This window comes from Pedobacter sp. UYEF25 (assembly GCF_054061655.1).
The window spans coordinates 1-17,694 of record NZ_JBSSEL010000034.1 but is presented as its reverse complement, the minus strand read 5'-3'; the positions used below and the strand labels follow the sequence as shown (position 1 = coordinate 17,694).

12 protein-coding genes and 1 pseudogene are annotated in these 17,694 nt (G+C 38.4%); 1 reads left to right on the top strand and 12 read right to left on the bottom strand.

Going from position 1 to position 17,694, the window contains the following annotated elements; genetic code table 11:
* Positions 1–602: 602 nt before the first annotated feature.
* From ACVWYG_RS18745 to ACVWYG_RS18700, 10 genes and pseudogenes are all read right to left on the bottom strand, one after another.
* The gene (locus tag ACVWYG_RS18745) at positions 603–989 is read right to left on the bottom strand and encodes a helix-turn-helix domain-containing protein (protein ID WP_457272512.1); all 387 of its coding nucleotides are present in this window, start codon (positions 987–989) and stop codon (positions 603–605) included.
* Positions 990–1,193: 204 nt separating this feature from the next.
* Entirely contained in the window at positions 1,194–2,138 is a 945-nt protein-coding gene (locus ACVWYG_RS18740; protein ID WP_457272510.1) for an AAA family ATPase, read from the bottom strand.
* 100 nt (positions 2,139–2,238) lie between these two features.
* Positions 2,239–2,520 (bottom strand): helix-turn-helix transcriptional regulator, encoded by a 282-nt coding sequence (locus tag ACVWYG_RS18735; protein WP_457272509.1) that lies wholly within the window; start codon positions 2,518–2,520, stop codon positions 2,239–2,241.
* Positions 2,521–2,621: 101 nt separating this feature from the next.
* Entirely contained in the window at positions 2,622–3,434 is an 813-nt protein-coding gene (locus tag ACVWYG_RS18730; RefSeq protein ID WP_457272507.1) for a hypothetical protein, read from the bottom strand.
* A 35-nt stretch (positions 3,435–3,469) separates the two neighbouring features.
* A pseudogene (locus tag ACVWYG_RS18725) lies at positions 3,470–4,309 on the bottom strand (tyrosine-type recombinase/integrase); the annotation flags it as partial.
* 36 nt (positions 4,310–4,345) lie between these two features.
* Positions 4,346–4,600 (bottom strand): hypothetical protein, encoded by a 255-nt coding sequence (locus ACVWYG_RS18720; protein WP_457272506.1) that lies wholly within the window; start codon positions 4,598–4,600, stop codon positions 4,346–4,348.
* Positions 4,601–4,771: 171 nt separating this feature from the next.
* Positions 4,772–6,130 carry a tRNA uridine-5-carboxymethylaminomethyl(34) synthesis GTPase MnmE gene (mnmE, locus tag ACVWYG_RS18715; RefSeq protein ID WP_457272504.1) on the bottom strand — a complete coding sequence of 453 codons (1,359 nt, stop codon included), beginning with the start codon at positions 6,128–6,130 and terminating at the stop codon, positions 4,772–4,774.
* A 520-nt stretch (positions 6,131–6,650) separates the two neighbouring features.
* Positions 6,651–8,084, bottom strand: coding sequence for a TolC family protein (locus ACVWYG_RS18710; RefSeq protein WP_457272502.1), 1,434 nt, complete (start codon positions 8,082–8,084; stop codon positions 6,651–6,653).
* On the bottom strand, positions 8,077–11,247 hold the full coding sequence (locus ACVWYG_RS18705) for an efflux RND transporter permease subunit (RefSeq protein ID WP_457272500.1): 3,171 nt from the start codon (positions 11,245–11,247) through the stop codon (positions 8,077–8,079). Before ACVWYG_RS18705 ends, ACVWYG_RS18710 begins: the two co-directional genes overlap by 8 nt.
* Positions 11,248–11,266: 19 nt before the next feature.
* Positions 11,267–12,349: an efflux RND transporter periplasmic adaptor subunit gene (locus ACVWYG_RS18700; RefSeq protein WP_457272498.1), complete on the bottom strand. Its 1,083-nt coding sequence runs from the start codon at positions 12,347–12,349 to the stop codon at positions 11,267–11,269.
* A gap of 280 nt (positions 12,350–12,629) precedes the next feature.
* Here ACVWYG_RS18700 and ACVWYG_RS18695 point away from each other — a divergent pair, with 280 nt between their 5' ends.
* Entirely contained in the window at positions 12,630–13,751 is a 1,122-nt protein-coding gene (locus ACVWYG_RS18695) for an AI-2E family transporter (RefSeq protein WP_457272496.1), read from the top strand.
* Between the two features lie 257 nt (positions 13,752–14,008).
* Here ACVWYG_RS18695 and ACVWYG_RS18690 read toward each other — a convergent pair whose 3' ends face one another.
* Positions 14,009–14,515 (bottom strand): C40 family peptidase, encoded by a 507-nt coding sequence (locus ACVWYG_RS18690; protein WP_457272494.1) that lies wholly within the window; start codon positions 14,513–14,515, stop codon positions 14,009–14,011.
* A gap of 48 nt (positions 14,516–14,563) precedes the next feature.
* Entirely contained in the window at positions 14,564–17,143 is a 2,580-nt protein-coding gene (gene mutS, locus ACVWYG_RS18685) for a DNA mismatch repair protein MutS (RefSeq protein ID WP_457272514.1), read from the bottom strand.
* Positions 17,144–17,694: the final 551 nt, after the last annotated feature.

The following is a 17,694-nucleotide window of genomic DNA, read 5'->3' as shown; positions in this document are numbered from 1 at the left end:
CAGGTGGGGTCAGTATCCGCCGGAATGTCAGCAAAACCCTTCTGTAGGACTTTGTTTTTTTAGCGAACTAATAAGCAATACTGGGGGGTCAGTATGCTCAAGAATATCCAATAAAAGGTTTTTTTTTCTTTAGTCAGCCAAAATAGTTGAGAATTTAAGCGCCTACTATAAGAGCATTAAAATAGCTTATAGAATGAATTAGCTATAAAGCTATGTTTTCGTTTTTTAAGCTGCAAGATGTCTTTTTGCCCGACAAAAAATGCCTTCGGTCATTTCCATCCCACAAAAAGTGTCTTGCCTTACACCTGCCTCTCGTACCTCAACTGGCAGAAGTAAGGGGTTCAGAATCCTCGCAACTCGTATTCTTTTGTGACAGACTCAAAGGATATTTATACCGATATATAATAATTTCAGCTGTGTTTATCAGATATAACCAATCAAAATGATGTGTTTAGTTATGTTGGTTTTAGAACTCCTTTCGAAAAAGACAGAATCGTAAAACAATGCAACCTCTCACAATGACTTTGATGACCAGTACGAGATATAATCAATGATTATCGCAAGAAACCAAGTAAAGAGTGGCGAAAATTAGATCAGGATTTTTATGCTTTCAGCGCGTATTCTTGAATCAACATATCGGTAGGAATGCGCAATCTGGCACCAAGTTTTCTAATCATCGTAAGGGTTAACGCCCGTTGATAATTTAATACTTTGCTTAGATTGCCTTTATTACCATATTCCTTAGCCAAATCTGCAGGGTTTAGCCCAAACTCCTCCATTCTAATTTTGATAGTTTCGATGGGGTCGACACGAGGCAAATCCCATTCCCTATTTTCATAATCAGAAATAAGGTGGGTCAAAAGCATTTTTTCCCTGTGGTTAGAGGTACCATTAGGAGCATACTTTACTTCTTCATATCGAGCGGTCGCCAGATTGTAATCTTCCTCACCCTCTAACAAAAACCACTGTTTCGTTTCTGTGCTCATCATTTATTTTGTGTTAAATCAATAATTATATTGTTAAAGCATCAATTTTTGTCTTTCAATGTGAATAGGCAAAGATAATAAATGTTGTCTAATTGACAACATTTAATTTGTAATCTATAATTAAAAAGCCTCTAAACTTTTAAAAGTTATTTGGTCTCGTACACCTCGTACTGTACCGAGTGTGTACGAACGGTACGAATTGTACGATTAGGTTTTACTCCACTTTCTTATCGCTCCCTCTGATACTCCGAGTTCTTTGGCAATGGCGACATTAGATAAACCTGCCGCTTTTAGCTCGAACATCTTCTCAATTCTTGTCTGTTTATCCTCGTTGTTGATTGATCTAATTAAATCGTCTTCATCACCCCTGCCAATTTCCTTGAAGCCTAAAAATCCATTGTCTTTTGATAGTTCACAGATTAAAACATTTTCAGCATCATATTCTAATTCGGCACTTCTTACTTTTAACTGTTTGATGTAGCGAATACCTTTATCTTTGGCGCTTCTACCAATAGTGAAAACCGAATCGGCAAAATTTGATTTCATTTTTGAACCTTGCAAGTCGTTAAGACTTATTGGTCGCCAATTATCAACTTTTTTGTTGTGCTCCAAGATGATGAATGTAAGCTTGTGGTCTAGCTTCAATTCTGTTAAGCTATTCATTATCGGAATCGTATTTTTCGCAGAATCAGTATCGCCAGCAGCTACTTTCGTCATGTTATCAATTATGATCACTGTTGCGTTTGTATGTATAATGCTTTCTTTGAGCGAGTCGATAAAAAAACGATCGTAGTCCCTTTCTGGCATTTTACGCAAGACTGAATATCCCGCTCTGAAGAAAGTTTCAGGAAAATGAAAGTGGATTCCATTATCATCTCGATAGCGTTTTTCAAATTGTTTATCTGAAAGTTCTAAGTCGAAATATAACACCACATAATTTGCTTTCGCAATTTGAATACCTATCTGCACACAAAGTGCAGTTTTGCCAATGCCAGTATCGGCAAAAAGGATAATTAATTCACCCTGAATAATTAGTGGGGAATAAAGCTCGATTGGATCTGGTGTTAAGAAGGCGTCTTTTAAAACTTGGTTTGCGGTTCTGATTTCGAATAATCCTAGATGATCAGATGCCGAATTGGTATTTGTTTCCATTTGAATTGATTTGATGAAATAAATTAAAACGGTACCTTTGCTGGTGTTGAGCAGGTACTCAATGAATTGTTAAAAGCGAATGCACGGGGGTGCTTTCGCTTTATTTTTTTCTATGAGCATAGCTGATAGCTTCTCTACTTATTTCCGATTCTGACTTGTGACTGTTCTGCAATAGCCATTCATCAATTTTTTTCCGCTCAAAAAAAAGAACTTTCCCGTTCGGCTTTGAGTAGGGGATTTTGGAATAGTGCACCAATTTATAGATGTAGGATTTGGTAAAACCAGAGTACTCCGAGAGTTCCTCTACGTTCAAAATGTCTTTCAATCCGAAGATGAACTTCTCGATTCGGTTGAGTTTAAAGAGAATGATTTCGTTTTCCATTGCTTTGCTTTTTTAAATTTTGTCTAGCAAAGGAATATTAAGAGAAGAGAAAAAAAGGTTGATGTTTGGAAATTCAACCTTTATTTAGGCCTATGTCAACCTTATTTTATCTCTGAAAAGATTTGCTCTATTGATTCGTAATTTTTAGGCTCACTCGTAGCTTTTCTACAAGATTCAAGAATTGTTTTCGGACTTGCTTTGAGGTTCTTATTGTTGAAAATTTGCAGAAAAATCTCTAGGCTAAAGTTAGTTAGTCTAGTAGACAGCCTTTGATAAAGAAGAAATGTTTGGATATTATCCATCTTCAAATTAAAGACTGTTGTTGCAGGCAACATCGATTGAGCAAATATTTCAACAAACTTGTCCTTTTTTAAATGCTCTTCTTCGAGATTTAAATATTCTAGAAAATCATTTTTAACTAGACCTTCAAAAATCGTCTTCGCTTGCTCAATCGAAAAATCCGAACAAAATTCCCTATTAAGCTTACCAATGGTATTTTTAAATTTTGGCAACCAAAATTTTTCGAAAGACTTGCTTAATGTCAACCACAGCAGAAAAGAAAATACCACAAAAAATGATAACAGTAGTGGTGCAGTTAGGGCCTCTAAAAAATCAAAGGTTGATCGGAAGATCACATTTGCTGGTTTCACATCTATTTTTGGAAAGAAATATAAAATCGCAAACAGTGTAGGAAATATTAATGAAAATATATAAACTCTTGGCCTATCTGTTTTCACAACAAATGTGCTTCGATTATTCATCATGTACGATGTATACCAGGAGAAGCACATTTTCAAAAACATAAATGTAACGGAAGCTAAGATTAAGAACAGGGCTATGGAGATTAGTTCCAAAACTAATTGTAAGTGCACTGGTGTGAGATAATGTAATCCGAACCCTAAAATAAATATCACGATTATTAGTGCAAATAGTAGAATCTTTTTCATCGTTAGAAATTAAAATCAGGGATTATGTTTGCCGATTGCTTCATCTTTTCATCCACTATCTTAGCGTAAATTGCTGTCGTCTTAATTTCCTTATGTCCTAATCTTTTTTGTACGGTGTACAAATCTGCACCGTTTTCTAAAAGCAATACCGCATTTGTGTGTCTCGCGGAATGGAAAGTAATGTGTTTGAACACCCCCGCCCTATTACACCATCTTACAATTTCACTATTGTATACCGCACTATACTTTAAACCTACAAATACCTTTTCTCTTGGAGATTTTCTCTCGCCTAGCAGCTCTCTGGTCTGCTTTGAAATATACAAGTATTCTACTCCGTCTGTTTTCTGCTGCCTAAAATTTATTCGAAACAGGTTTTCTCCTTCGTCTCTCACTTCAGACCAAATTAAGTTATTTACATCCGACCATCTTAGTCCGGAAAGGCAGGAAAAAATAAATGCCTGTTTGAGCACCTCATATTTACATGGTGTGTTAATTAAAAGCTGTAGTTCTTTGTAAGTTAAATACTCTCGTTGGCTTTCGGATTGCTCAAACGATTTCACTTTAGTTGCATAATTCTCGACAGTGAATCCATCATCGAAAGCGCTACGAAAGCAAGCTTTAATTTTATTGAAATAGGAATATTTTGAATTTGCTGATAGTGGTAAGTTGCTTTTAGTTCTCGCAGTCACATCAAAATAACGTCGAATCTTTTTTATAACGTGGTGATCGACTTCTTCAAAGGTCAGATTGGAATCGAGACAGATTTTTAGATGGTGTAGAGCAGAGGTCCAAACCCCGTAATTCTTTACAGAATTTTCCTTCTCTCTAGCTTTCTCTTCAAAATATTCTAAGAATTGTTTTTTGGCTTTTGAAGTGCTTTAAATTTTGAATTTGCCCTGTACAAAATCAGTTTTTTTTATTGCTAGAATATTTTCTGCAAGTGCTAATGTTTCCTTGTTCTGCTTTTTATCCAACGCAGTTTTAGGATTTGCTACTAGATATAGCTGCAAGAATTCTGTATCTCTCATGTGAGCTCTTTTCCCATCTTTATCAGTAGTGGAGCCCTTATAATATTCAAGATAAAGACTGATTTTATTGTCCTTAAGTTTCCTTTCTTTTAATAGAATTTTCATGTTTCCAAACTAAGAATGTACTACTTTTGTACTACTTTTTGCCCAAAAAATCGGAAAGTTGTACAGAAGTAGTACAAATATAGTAATAAGGGAAAATAAAAGAAAATAAATTATTTATAAGTTACTGATTATCAAACAAAAGAAAGAAACAGAAATCAAAGGAAACAAGATTTATTTCCCGATGCAAAACTTCGTGAATATATTCTCTAACAAATCATCAGTGGTAACGGTCCCGGTAATTTCACCCAAATAATGTAAGGCTTGTTTAATGTCCATAGCCAAAAAATCTGAAGTGACAGGATTGTCTACATTTGCCAATACTTTTTCTAAAGATTCTTGTGTTTTGCGCAAAGCGGCCACATGGCGGATGTTGGTAACCATAGTTTCGTTGGTGTCGAGGTTTTTGAGCTTTACCTTTTCTAACAGCAAATCTTTCAATTCGTCAATCCCTTGCTTTTCTTTCGCTACTAAAAAACTTGGATTCAGTTTGGCAAATTCATCACGCTGTTGCGGTGAAAGTAGATCTGCTTTGTTAATTAAAATCAGATATGGAATTTCTAATTTCTTTAAGCCCTCAACTTGTTCCTCTAGTTCTGTGAAACTTTGAGATGCGTCGGCCATGTAAATGATAAGCCTGGCGACTTTCATTTTTTCTAACGTACGCTCTACACCCAACTTTTCAATTACATCTGCAGTTTCTCTAATTCCTGCAGTATCTATAAACCTGAAAACTACGCCCCCAACGGTTAACTCGTCTTCAATCGTATCGCGCGTAGTTCCCGCGATATCTGAGACAATCGCCCGTTCTTCATTCAATAGCGCATTCAACAAGGTAGATTTACCTACGTTTGGCTTCCCAGCAATAACTACCGGAACGCCATTTTTAATTACGTTTCCAAGATCGAATGAAGAAATAAGATTCGAAATATGAGACATTAAACGAATTACTAGCTTTCTTAAATCTTCTCTGTTAACAAATTCTACGTCTTCCTCTGCAAAATCGAGCTCTAGCTCTATCATCGAAGCGAAATGAATCAATTGCTCGCGCAAAGCTTTCAACTCTTGGGCAAACCCTCCACGCATTTGCTGCATAGCCACATCATGTGATGCTCTAGAATTAGAAGCAATGAGGTCGGCAACGGCTTCTGCCTGACTTAAATCAAGAGCTCCGTTGATAAAAGCACGTAATGTAAATTCCCCCGGCTGTGCAGGCCTTGCCCCTTTGCTAATCAGCAGATTTATAATTTGTTGGATAATATAGTTAGATCCGTGACATGAAATTTCTACCACATCTTCTTTAGTGTAAGATTTTGGCGCAACAAACAATCCTACAACTACTTCATCTACAATCTGTTCCCCATCTTTTATTAAACCAAAATGCAATGTATGAGAAGCTTGCTTTTCAAGATCTTTACTTGAAAAAACCTCATTGGTAAATCTTAGCGCCTGTGACCCAGACAGGCGGATTACGCCAATTGCGCCTATTCCCTGTGGCGTGGATAATGCAATAATGGTATCTTGATTGTACATGGAAATGAGGATTTATGCAAAAGTAGCTAAAGATGTCGGAAGTCGGTGGCCGGGAGCAAGAAATGCGGTTGCGTAGAACGCCCATTTTGAGTTGTTAGTTGAAGGGGGTTGAGTTTATGATTCTAAAACTCGGTCAATCGGTAAAGGGTCAAGGTGTTAATCTAACAACGATTTAATTTTCACCTATTTTGCCTAAATACCGGCTTTCTACTACGAAGTAGTTAAGTCGTTTTGCTCGTATCTATTGTCGAAACTCTAAATACTTGCCCAGCTGGTTATGAAGGTGTTGATATTGCTCCTTGGCGGTGGCCTTTTCCGCACCGGTCCGTGGCCTGGATGGTAAGCGCAGAACGCAGTGCCATGTAAGTTTTTCCTTCAAAAAAACTTAACGCAACCCCTGAACAGCCGGATGCAGCCGCTCAAAAAAAGATTAACCCTAATGGTTTGCAGAATGGACGACTGAAGACTCCAAAAGTTAAATCGACACATCACCTACAACGTAGAACTTAAAACAGATAACTCAATTCCATCCTCCGCCCAACGCTTGATAAAGACTTACCACCGCATTTAATTGTGCTTTTTTAGTGTCTATAAGATCCATTTTAGATTGCAGTGCATCTCTTTGCGTCATTAATACTTCAAAATAATCGGCTCTCGCAGATTTAAAAAGGTCATTGGAAATTTCAATAGATTGGGTTAACGCACTAACCTGCTGCGACTTGAGGTCGTAGCTTTTTTGTAGGTTGCTGATGTTAGAAACTTGATTAGCCACTTCGACATAACCGTTTAAAATGCTTCGCTCATAATTAAAGACTGCTTGTAGCTGCTTATCGGTTGCAGTCAGATACTCAGCTTTTATCGCGTTTCGATTGATCAACGGTCCAGCTAAATCACCTGCCAAAGAGTATAACAAAGACTCAGGTGTTCTGATTAAATATTTTGGATTAAAGGCTTGGTAACCGACTCCCGCAGAAATCATAATGGAAGGATAAAATGCAGCTCTCGTCACTTTTACATCCAATTTAGATGCCGCAAGATCATACGCTGCTTGCCTAACATCTGGACGGTTGTCTAACAACTGCGACGGGATACCAGTTTCTAAAACCGATGGCACCACAATGGTAAAAGCATTTTTATCTCGAACAATCGGTTGTGGAAAACGCCCGAGTAAAAAATTGATTTTGTTTTCAGTTTCTACCATATTTTGAAGTATGTCGAACTGTAAACTTTTAGAGCCAAGTACCTGGGCTTCGAATTGTTTTACCGCTAATGCAGTAACTCTCGTCGCTTGCATTTGAATTTTCATCAATTCTAATGCATTGCTTTGTAAGGTAATATTTTGTTTTACAATTTCCAGCTGATTGTCTTCTGCCAGCAATTCATAGTAATTGTTGGCAACTTCAGCGATCAAATTTGTAACCACGAAATTTTTGCCTTCTATCGTGGAAAGGTAGCGCGTGATGGCTGCTTTTTTGGCATTCCGTAATTTATGCCACACATCTATTTCCCAGTTTGCTTGAAGTCCGAATGAATAACTCGGTAAAATATCAGGCACGCCCTTTCCAGGGGTAATGTCTGCAGACGCATCGCCAGCACCTTGGCTCGTATATCTGCCTACTTTTTCTGCACCTGCCCCGGCAAAATAACCCACAGTTGGTAATAGGTCGCCTTTTCTCGCCCTTATTTCATTTTTAGCAATTTCAATATCTTGCAAGGTAACATTAAGGTCTTGATTATTTTTAAGCGCGGTATCTATCAGGTTATCCAAATTTTGATCCGTAAAAAAGCGCCTCCAAGGCATCAATTTAATGCTTGAAGTGTCTGCTTTATTTCCAAAATTTTTCGGCACAATCCTATTTTCATCCCGTTGCGTAACTTTGGGAATTTTGCATGCGCTATAAACCGCACACGAGAAAATTAAGGCAATTATTCTGACGTTATTAAACTTAGACATTGTTTTCTATCTCTTCAGTTAGTGGATGCTCTTCTTCTATTTTATTTAACTTATGTTTTGCGGCGATGGATCCGAAAACAAAATACAATCCAGGCACAATAAGGACGCCGAAAAAAGTTCCAAAAAGCATACCTCCGGCGGCGGCAGAACCAATTGTTCTGTTGCCAATTTGTCCAGGACCGGTGGCTATTATTAGCGGAATTAAACCCGCAATAAATGCAAAGGAGGTCATCAAAATAGGCCGAAAACGAATGCTGGCTCCTTCCATAGCCGCCTTTAAAACGGACGCTCCTTCGCTGTGCCGCTGGGTTGCAAATTCTACAATAAGCACCGCATTCTTACCCAATAGCCCAATGAGCATAATCATGGACACCTGTGCATAGATGTTGTTTTCTAGTCCGAATATTTTTAAGAACAGAAAAGCCCCAAAAATCCCGGCAGGTAAAGAAAGAATGACTGACAAGGGTAAAACAAAACTCTCATATTGAGCAGCAAGAACTAAATATACAAAACCTAAACATATCAAAAAGATGTATATGGCTTCATTTCCTCTAGAAACTTCGTCTTGCGAGATACCCGCCCATTCTATTCCGAAACCCCTCGGCAATGATTTATTTGCAACCTGTGTAATGGCATCAATGGCTTCTCCAGAACTAAAGCCTGGTGCTGCTTCTCCTGTAATTTCTGAGGAATTATACAAATTATGCCTCGTAATTTCTGAAGGACCGTACGTTTTTTCCATCGTCATAAAATCGGAGAAAGGAACCATTTGATCTCGACTATTTTTAACGGAAAGTTTAAGAATGTCTTCCGGCATTGCCCTATATTGCGGCAACGCTTGAACCACCACCTTATACTGTCGATCGTACTTGATAAAACTCGTTTGATAATCACTACCCACAAGCGTAGAGAGTGTGTTCATGGCATTGTCGATGTTAATTCCTTTCTGTTGCGCCACATCGTTGTCGATGTGTAACGAATACTGCGGAAAACTTGCATTATAAAAGGTGAAAACTGAAGAAAGCTGTTTTTGCTGGTTCAACACTTTTACAAAGTCTTTGCTCACCGTTTCCATTTTCTTATAGTCACCTGTGCCTAACTTATCCAACAGCCGAAGTTCAAAACCTCCGGCAGCCCCATAGCCGGGTACTGCGGGTGGTTGAAAAAATTCGATGGATGCACCCGGAACCTCTTTTGCTTTCTGTTCTAATTCATCTATTATTTCTTGCGCCGATTGTTTTCGTTCACTCCAATCTTTAAGGTTTATTAAACAGCTCCCAGAGTTAGACCCAGTTCCTTCGGTAAGAATTTCATATCCAGATAAGGTTGAAACCGACCTTACACCATCTATTTTCTGAGCAATTCTTTGAAGTTGTAGAGCAGCTTGATTGGTGCGTTCGATGGTAGATCCCGGAGGCGTTAACACGACGGCATAAATCATACCTTGATCTTCATTTGGAATGAAACCAGAAGGAACTGTTTTGTTTAACGCCCAAATACCCACGCAAAAGGCAATAAGCAAACCAAAGGTCACTATTTTTCTGCTTATCGATTTGCTCAATACCCTTTCATATTTCCCTGAAAGTTTGAAAAAACCGCGGTTAAAAGAATTTATAAATTGATCTACCACAGTCTGCTTCCTCGGGTTTTTATGCGGATTTTTTAACATCATAGCGCACAGCGCAGGTGTAAGCGTTAAAGCAACGACACCGGAAAGGATAATTGCAGTTGCAATAGTAATGGAAAACTGGCGATAGAAAATTCCTACAGGACCAGACATAAAAGTTATCGGAATGAAAACCGATGCCATTAAGAATGTAATGGCAATGATGGCTCCACTGATCTCTTTCATGGCGAGTTGTGTGGCTCTCAGTACTGAAAGCCGCCTATCTTTCTCCATTTTGGCGTGCACTGCCTCTATAACGACAATGGCGTCATCTACCACAATACCAATAGCCAATACCAACGCAAATAACGTTATAAGGTTAAAAGTAATGCCGAAAAGCTGCATAAATACAAAGGTTCCAATAAGTGATACTGGCACCGCTATCGCTGGAATAATGGTAGAGCGCCAATCGCCAAGAAAAAGGAAGACCACCAGTCCTACCAAGATAAAGGCTTCAATCAACGTATGGATCACCTTTTCAATAGACGCATCTAAAAATTTAGATACATCATAACTGATGTCGTAACGCATCCCTTTTGGAAAAGAACTGGCTTGAATCTCTTCCATTTTGGCCTTAACATCTTTTATTACCTGGCTCGCATTACTTCCATAAGATTGCTTTAAAACGATTGCTGCAGATGGCTTTCCGTTTAAGTTAGAGTATAAGTCGTACAATGAACTGCTAAACTGCACATCCGCAATGTCTTTTATGCGCAGCATCTCACCATTTGGATTGGCACGGACGACTACGTTTTCGTATTGTTCTTTAGTAGTGTACCTGCCGGGATATTTTAAAATGTATTCAAATGCCTGGGAACGTCTACCAGAGCTTTCACCGGTTTTACCTGGAGAAGCTTCGATACTCTGTTGCTCTAGCGAATTCATTACCTCGTCAACGGAAATATTATAAGCCTGCATACGGTCTGGCTTCAACCAAATGCGCATGGCATAATCACGATTCCCTAAAATATCTGCAAAACCAACGCCGTTAACTCTTTTTAATTGGTTTAGTAAATTGATATCTGCAAAGTTATAGAGAAAATTTTCATTCATTTTCGGGTCATTGCTATACAAATTAATGTACATCAACATATTCGACTCCTCTCGATTTATTTTAACTCCTTCTCGAATTACTTCCGGTGGAAGCTTATTGGTTATTGCCGCAACTCTATTTTGTACGTTTATGGCATCTTGGTTTGGATCTGTCCCTAGATTGAATACTACTTGAACATCCGCCTCTCCATCGTTTCCAGCACCTGATTCCATATACTTCATTCCTGGAACACCATTTATCGACTGCTCCAATGGGATGACTACAGATTTTATAAGCAATTCATTATTAGCCCCAGGATAATCGGCCACAACATCTACCTTTGGCGGAGAAATAGAAGGGAACTGCGTAACTGGGAGAGACGTGACCGCCAACCCACCCAGCAACACAATAACAAGAGAAACGACGATGGCGAGGACTGGTCTTTGGATAAATTTACCGAACATATGGTTTGTTATATTTAAATTATTCGGCTGCTAGTCTTAACTGTTTTAGCGCTTCCTCAGGTTTTTGAAACTTAAAATTTACTTTATCGCCATCTTTTACATTTTGCACACCATCTATCAAAATTTTATCACTGGTTTTCAAACCACTGCCAATCACATATAAGTCTGGCAATTCCGCGGCTACTATGATGGAGCGCGCATGGACAACGTTCCTATTGTCAACTACAAAAACATAGATTTTGTCTTGAATGGCGTAAGTCGATTTTTGTGGGATAATCAACACGTTTTTAAGCGGTACAAGCATTTCTATGTTGCCTGTTTCGCCATTACGTAATAAATGATCTGGATTTGCAAATACCGCTTTAAAGGCAATGTTACCGGTTTCACCGTTAAACTCACTTTCGACAGTTTCTACCTTTCCTTTCGCTTTAAGCATGGTATTGTTTGCCAACTTTAAACTTACTTCTTGTGCAACCTTTGCTTTTACTGCACTTTCATAATTAAGGTATTCGGGCTCAGACACGTTAAAATAGGCAAATACTTGGCCATTGTCAGACAGATTCGTGAGCAGAGCACCCTCGTCTACCAAACTACCAACCTTTAGCGGTATCCGATCTATTGTGCCAGCGAACGGAGCCCTAATTTGAGTAAATGATAAATGAAGTTTTGCAAGCGAAGTTTCTGCATTGGCCTCATCTAACTTAGATTTTGCCATAGCTAGTTCGTTGGGGGCAACCACTTTCTTATCGGTAAGTAGCTTCGTATTTTCTACATCTATCTCAGCAGATTTTGCTTCTGCCTTTGCTTTAGAAACTTCTGCCTCATACTCTTTCGACATAATTTTAAACAATAGCTTCCCTGCCTTAACCTGTTGTCCCTCATTAACATATATATTTTGCAGATAGCCCTTTTCTTGTGCTCTGATTTCAATGTTTCTTACAGACTTTATCTGCGCAACATATTGTTTTGTAAAGGAAGTATCCATTTCTATTGGCGAGGTAACGGTATAGGTTTCAACTTCTATCTTTTCTTGTTTTTTTGGTGCGCACCCTGTTACATAAATCAAAGCGCCCAAACCGAGGTATACGACATTTATTTTCATTTGTTAAATAGCATAGCTGATTTTTATTTTCCTACATTCAAAATTTAACCATTTATAAAACTATCAATCAATTACTTAGGTAAGAGAACAGCGGTTTTCATTTCCCGTTAAATTTTTATGCGAAATACGTGCAGATTTATGAGCTTATAATGAAGATTTGAAAAGAATTTCAGCACATTCTTTTTTGCACTTTAATAGCCCTGGGTACGAGAGATTTTGTTAAATTAAAACATTTATTTATCACACGTGTTCTAGTCCAAAATCAGATAAATTGTCTTTTATGAACAACAACCTCCCCCTAACTGTAAAAAGATCGATAGAATTGCTTGGCCTTATGGCTGTAGTTGCTGTTGTGGTTATTGGCAGAGACATCATTATGCCGGTTTTAATGGCTTTTTTCGTCACCATAATGTTATTGCCAATTTACAGGTTTCTAAAAAGAAAGAAGTTTCCTGAAACTATGGCCATTGTGCTTCCAATCCTGGTGGTTGCACTTTTTGTTGCATTGATTGTTTGGTTTTTTTCAAATCAAGTCGGTTCTTTAGTGAACGATTTTCCAGAGATTAAAAAAAATGTAGCGCAACATTTAAAAGCCCTAAGCACCTGGATAAGTCACATCACTCCTTACAGCACATCCGAACAGATGAGTTTCATAGACCAAAAAAGTCAGGATTTAGTGAATATGGGAACCAAGTTGGCGGGTGGGTTCGCCCTAACGCTTAGTGGGGTCTTTGTGTTTATTGGCTTACTACCTATTTACATTTATCTAATGCTCTTTTACAAAGATATTTTACTGCGCTTCACCTTTATGTGGTTTAAAGTAGAACACCATCCAAAAGTAAAAGACGCCATTTTCCAAACAGAGTCCATAATTAAAAGTTATTTGGGTGGATTGCTTATCCAGATAAGTTATATGACGGTTTTACTTGGTGGAATATTATTGCTGCTTGGAATTAAACATGCGCTACTTATTGGCGTAATTTTCGCGTTTCTGAACCTTATTCCATATGTGGGAGCGCTAATCGGTAATTTAATTGGCGTGTTGTTAACCCTTGCTTCTTCCCAAGAAATGTTTCCTGTTATTGAGGTTCTCGCGGTGATTGCTTTTGTGCAGTTTCTCGATAATAATATCTTAATGCCGAGAATTGTGGGTTCGAAGGTAAAAATTAATGCCCTTTTTGCCATTCTTGGGGTATTTATCGGCGGAAGCGTTGCCGGAGTAGCAGGTATGTTTTTAGCATTACCTGTTATTGCTGTATTAAAAATTATTTTCGATCGTACGGAAATGTTTAAACAATGGGGTGTATTACTTGGTGATGAAAGACCGGATAAAAACCCGATGACTTTTCCAAAATTTCGTAGAAAGAAAACTGTAGAAGTGAAAGCTGGTACGGAAAAGTAACGGGGGGAAACTATTAAAGGTATTGCTATGGGTGGACTCTGCAGGGGCTGAATTCCCAATTTAAAATGATTAATCCAATTTATTATTGAGAGAAGGTGTGATTTATAATTCTGAGTTGGGGTTAGCTAAACTTGTCGTTATTCGTTGCATACAATACCCGATAAATGTATGCTTAATTACTGCTCAGCTTTGAAAAGAACTAAGAAACCAGCTATTTAGCTTACTATGTAATTTTGCTTAAGCCTTCGGATGTATCGCTACCTTGCAGATCCTGCTTTTACCATTGCATTCTGATAAACAGGTAAGTTTAAATCGTCTACGATTACTCCCCGCGTCGTACTTGCATGCACAAAATAGCCACTATTTAAGTAGATGCCAACATGGTCTACTTGACCTCCGCCGAATGCGAAAAAAATTAGATCTCCTTCCTCTAATCTATCTGCATTTTTTTTTCTGGCTGCCGAAGCCTGATCTCTAGAAATACGGGGCAATTCGACTCCGTAAATTTGTTTTTCTAACAATAGTGCAAAACCAGAACAATCGATCCCGCTTTTATCCAAACCGCCAAATTTATATGGTACCCCAGCCCAATCTGTGATAAACCGGTATAAATTTTTGCTTTTCAAGCTGGCCATTGCATCTGCTGCGCCGGCTGCCCTCTCCGCAGGTTTTAACGTATATTTTCTTGTTCCACAAGCAGAAAGAAATAATAAAATTCCGATCAAGTAAAAAAAATTAGCGCTATTTGTTTGAAATTTAGCCATGCTTTTTTTATCAATTCACTGTCTATGTTTTTTTAATAAAATTAGAAATCAATTTTTTATAAGTCTTTGTATTTCATCTAATTTTAACAAAGCTTCTACCGGTGTTAATGCATTTACGTCTAAGTTATTCAAGTTATCTCTAATCTTAACCAACACCGGATCATCTATCGCAAACATTTGAAGTTGGTACGCTTGGTTCTGTACTTTTTTTATGCTGTCTTTAATGCTTTGACCTTCGGTCCGATCGATTTCTAACTTCTTTAATATTTCGTTTGCTCTCGCAATAAGTTTTTGAGGCATACCTGCCAGTTTAGCCACATGAATACCGAAACTGTGCTCGCTGCCACCAGGAACCAGTTTACGCAAAAAAATCACTTTATTGGTCAGCTCCTTTACTAGCACATTAAAATTTTTAATGCGCGGCATAGTATTTGCCAATTCATTTAGCTCATGGTAATGCGTGGCAAACAACGTTTTGGGTCGCGCAGTTGGGTGTTGATGTAAAAATTCTGCTATTGCCCAGGCAATAGAAATGCCGTCATAGGTGCTGGTGCCACGTCCAATTTCATCCAGTAAAATCAAACTGTCATCGCTGATGTTGTTTAATATACTTGCGGTCTCATTCATTTCTACCATAAACGTACTTTCACCGGAGGAAATGTTATCTGATGCGCCAACACGTGTAAAAATTTTATCTACCAAACCAATATTTGCCTCTTTGGCAGGAACAAAGCATCCCATCTGAGCCATTAATACAATTAAAGCTGTTTGTCTTAAAATGGCCGACTTCCCCGCCATATTTGGCCCAGTAATCATGATAATCTGTTGCGAATCGGTATCTAAATAAACATCGTTGGTAATGTACTCTTCACCAATGGGCAGCCGCTTTTCTATCACCGGATGTCTTCCACCTTTAATGTCGAGCACTTTAGTTGTAGACATATTAGGTTTAGAGTAGTGATTTGTCTTTGCTAAAGCAGCGAAACTTAGTAAACAATCTAATTGCGCAACCAACTGGGCATTTAACTGTATTGGTTTTATGTAACTTGCAGTCTCGTACATCAATTCATTGTACAAGCGGGTTTCTATTGCTAAAATTTTTTCTTCTGCACCAAGAATCTGATCTTCGTATTCTTTTAATTCTGGCGTAATGTAGCGCTCGGCATTTACTAACGTTTGCTTCCTAATCCAGTCTGTTGGCACTTTGTCTTTGTGCGTGTGTGTGACCTCTAAATAGTAACCAAACACATTGTTAAAAGCAATTTTGAGCGAAGGAATTCCGGTGTTTTCAGCTTCTCGCTTCTGTATTTGTACTAAAAAGTCTTTTCCGCCAAAGGCGATTTTTCTAAGTCTGTCTAAATCTTCATCAATGCCATCAGCCATTACATTTCCCTTACGTAAAAGGGCAGGCGGATCTTCTTGTAACTCTCGTTCTATCCGCTCTCTTATCGCAGCGCATGGGTTTAATTGATCGCCCATCTTAATCAAAAATGGGTTTCTGGTAGCTTCAGAAAGCGTTTTTAGCAGCTCAATGTGTTTTAAAGCACGCTGTAATGCAGCCATTTCCCGTGGACCCACGCGCTGCAAACCTACCTTAGAAATCAACCTTTCTAAATCGCCGATTGGCTTAACATGTGTTAAAAATGCTTGCTTTAATTCTTCGGCTTGTACAAAAAAGTCGACCATTCCCAAACGTTCTTCAATTGGCTTTAACTCTTTTAAAGGCATCACAATCCACTTTTGGAGCAGCCTTGCCCCCATTGGTGTTGAAGTATGGTCTAATACATCAAAAAGCGTAACTGCATTGTCGTTATTAGAACCGATCAATTCTAAATTTCTAATTGTAAACCGATCTAACCACATAAAGCTATCTTGCTCAATTCTACTGATGGAAGTGATGTGCTGAAGGTTTCTATGCTCTGTCTCTGCTAGATAATGTAGCACCACGCCTGCAGCCACAATGCCACTTTGCATCCGCTCTATCCCGAAGCCTTTTAAGGAGGCAACCTCAAAATGTTTGGTTAGTGTTTCTACAGCAAAATCATTGGTAAAAGGCCATTCATCAAGCCCGAACGTATAAAACCGATCACCAAATAGCTCTGTAAATTGTTGTCGATTAGATTTTTGAAAAATAACTTCAGTTGGCTTAAAACTTTGCAGCAGTTTATCAATGTAATCTGAATTGCCCTGCGACAATAAAAACTCTCCTGTAGAAATATCTAAAAAGGATACGCCAATGTGGGTTTTATCAAAATAAACGGCAGCGAGGTAATTGTTAGATTTTTGATTGAGGACATTATCTCCATAAGCTACACCAGGTGTAACCAATTCGGTCACGCCACGTTTTACAATCGTTTTAGTGGTTTTTGGATCTTCCAACTGGTCGCATATCGCCACCCGCTGCCCAGCTCTAACCAATTTGGCTAAATAATTATCTAACGAATGATGGGGAAAGCCTGCCAGTTCCAAAGCGCCACCATTTGGTCCCGTGCCACGTTTTGTAAGCACTATGCCCAAAATCTGAGAAGTTTTAACAGCATCTTCTCCAAAGGTTTCGTAAAAATCGCCAACCCTAAACAATAACAATGCACCAGGATACTTCACCTTAATGGCGTTGTATTGTTTCATTAAAGGTGTTTCAGGATCTTTTACTTTTGCCAAAATTTTTCAGTTTCAAAAAGTTCTAAAGATAATAGGATTAGTGGAGAAATGAGAAAAAAGGATAAAGTTAAAAAGGAGTTTAGATGATTAGAAGTTTAACGCTTAGGCGGTAAGTTGCTTTGTTGTAGAGTTGTTTTGTAGGGGAATTACTTTGAGTTTTAAGTGATCTTGCTGATCAATACTTTCTACTTAATACTCGATAGGTTTTTGCGGCCTGGATGGTAAGGGCCGAGCGCAGTGAGGGTTAAGTTTTTCCCCTTTTGGGGATAAAAAAACTTAACGTTACCCCTGAACAGCCAGATACAGCCGCCCAAAAAAAAATAAAAGGTTAAATTCTAAAACTCAAAAAGTTAAACGTCGGAGTTTAGGATTTCGGAACGGTTAAATGGCTTTTAGAAGAGTTTGGGCGCCCGGGCACGCTTCCCACTGTATTTTTTTTGGCGAAAAAAAGCCAAAAAAAGATGCTGTTCCAATCGTTAGCGCAAGCATGCGTGTGGAGAAAGCTACCAAGTTTGCTA

Bases quoted from the DNA above. Each gene is read 5' to 3' on its own strand.
- ACVWYG_RS18745 (WP_457272512.1), bottom strand. From the start codon at position 989: ATGATGAGCACAGAAACGAAACAGTGGTTTTTGTTAGAGGGTGAGGAA.
- ACVWYG_RS18740 (WP_457272510.1), bottom strand. From the start codon at position 2,138: ATGGAAACAAATACCAATTCGGCATCTGATCATCTAGGATTATTCGAA.
- ACVWYG_RS18735 (WP_457272509.1), bottom strand. From the start codon at position 2,520: ATGGAAAACGAAATCATTCTCTTTAAACTCAACCGAATCGAGAAGTTC.
- ACVWYG_RS18720 (WP_457272506.1), bottom strand. From the start codon at position 4,600: ATGAAAATTCTATTAAAAGAAAGGAAACTTAAGGACAATAAAATCAGT.
- mnmE (WP_457272504.1), bottom strand. From the start codon at position 6,130: ATGTACAATCAAGATACCATTATTGCATTATCCACGCCACAGGGAATA.
- ACVWYG_RS18710 (WP_457272502.1), bottom strand. From the start codon at position 8,084: ATGTCTAAGTTTAATAACGTCAGAATAATTGCCTTAATTTTCTCGTGT.
- ACVWYG_RS18705 (WP_457272500.1), bottom strand. From the start codon at position 11,247: ATGTTCGGTAAATTTATCCAAAGACCAGTCCTCGCCATCGTCGTTTCT.
- ACVWYG_RS18700 (WP_457272498.1), bottom strand. From the start codon at position 12,349: ATGAAAATAAATGTCGTATACCTCGGTTTGGGCGCTTTGATTTATGTA.
- ACVWYG_RS18695 (WP_457272496.1), top strand. From the start codon at position 12,630: ATGAACAACAACCTCCCCCTAACTGTAAAAAGATCGATAGAATTGCTT.
- ACVWYG_RS18690 (WP_457272494.1), bottom strand. From the start codon at position 14,515: ATGGCTAAATTTCAAACAAATAGCGCTAATTTTTTTTACTTGATCGGA.
- mutS (WP_457272514.1), bottom strand. From the start codon at position 17,143: ATGAAACAATACAACGCCATTAAGGTGAAGTATCCTGGTGCATTGTTA.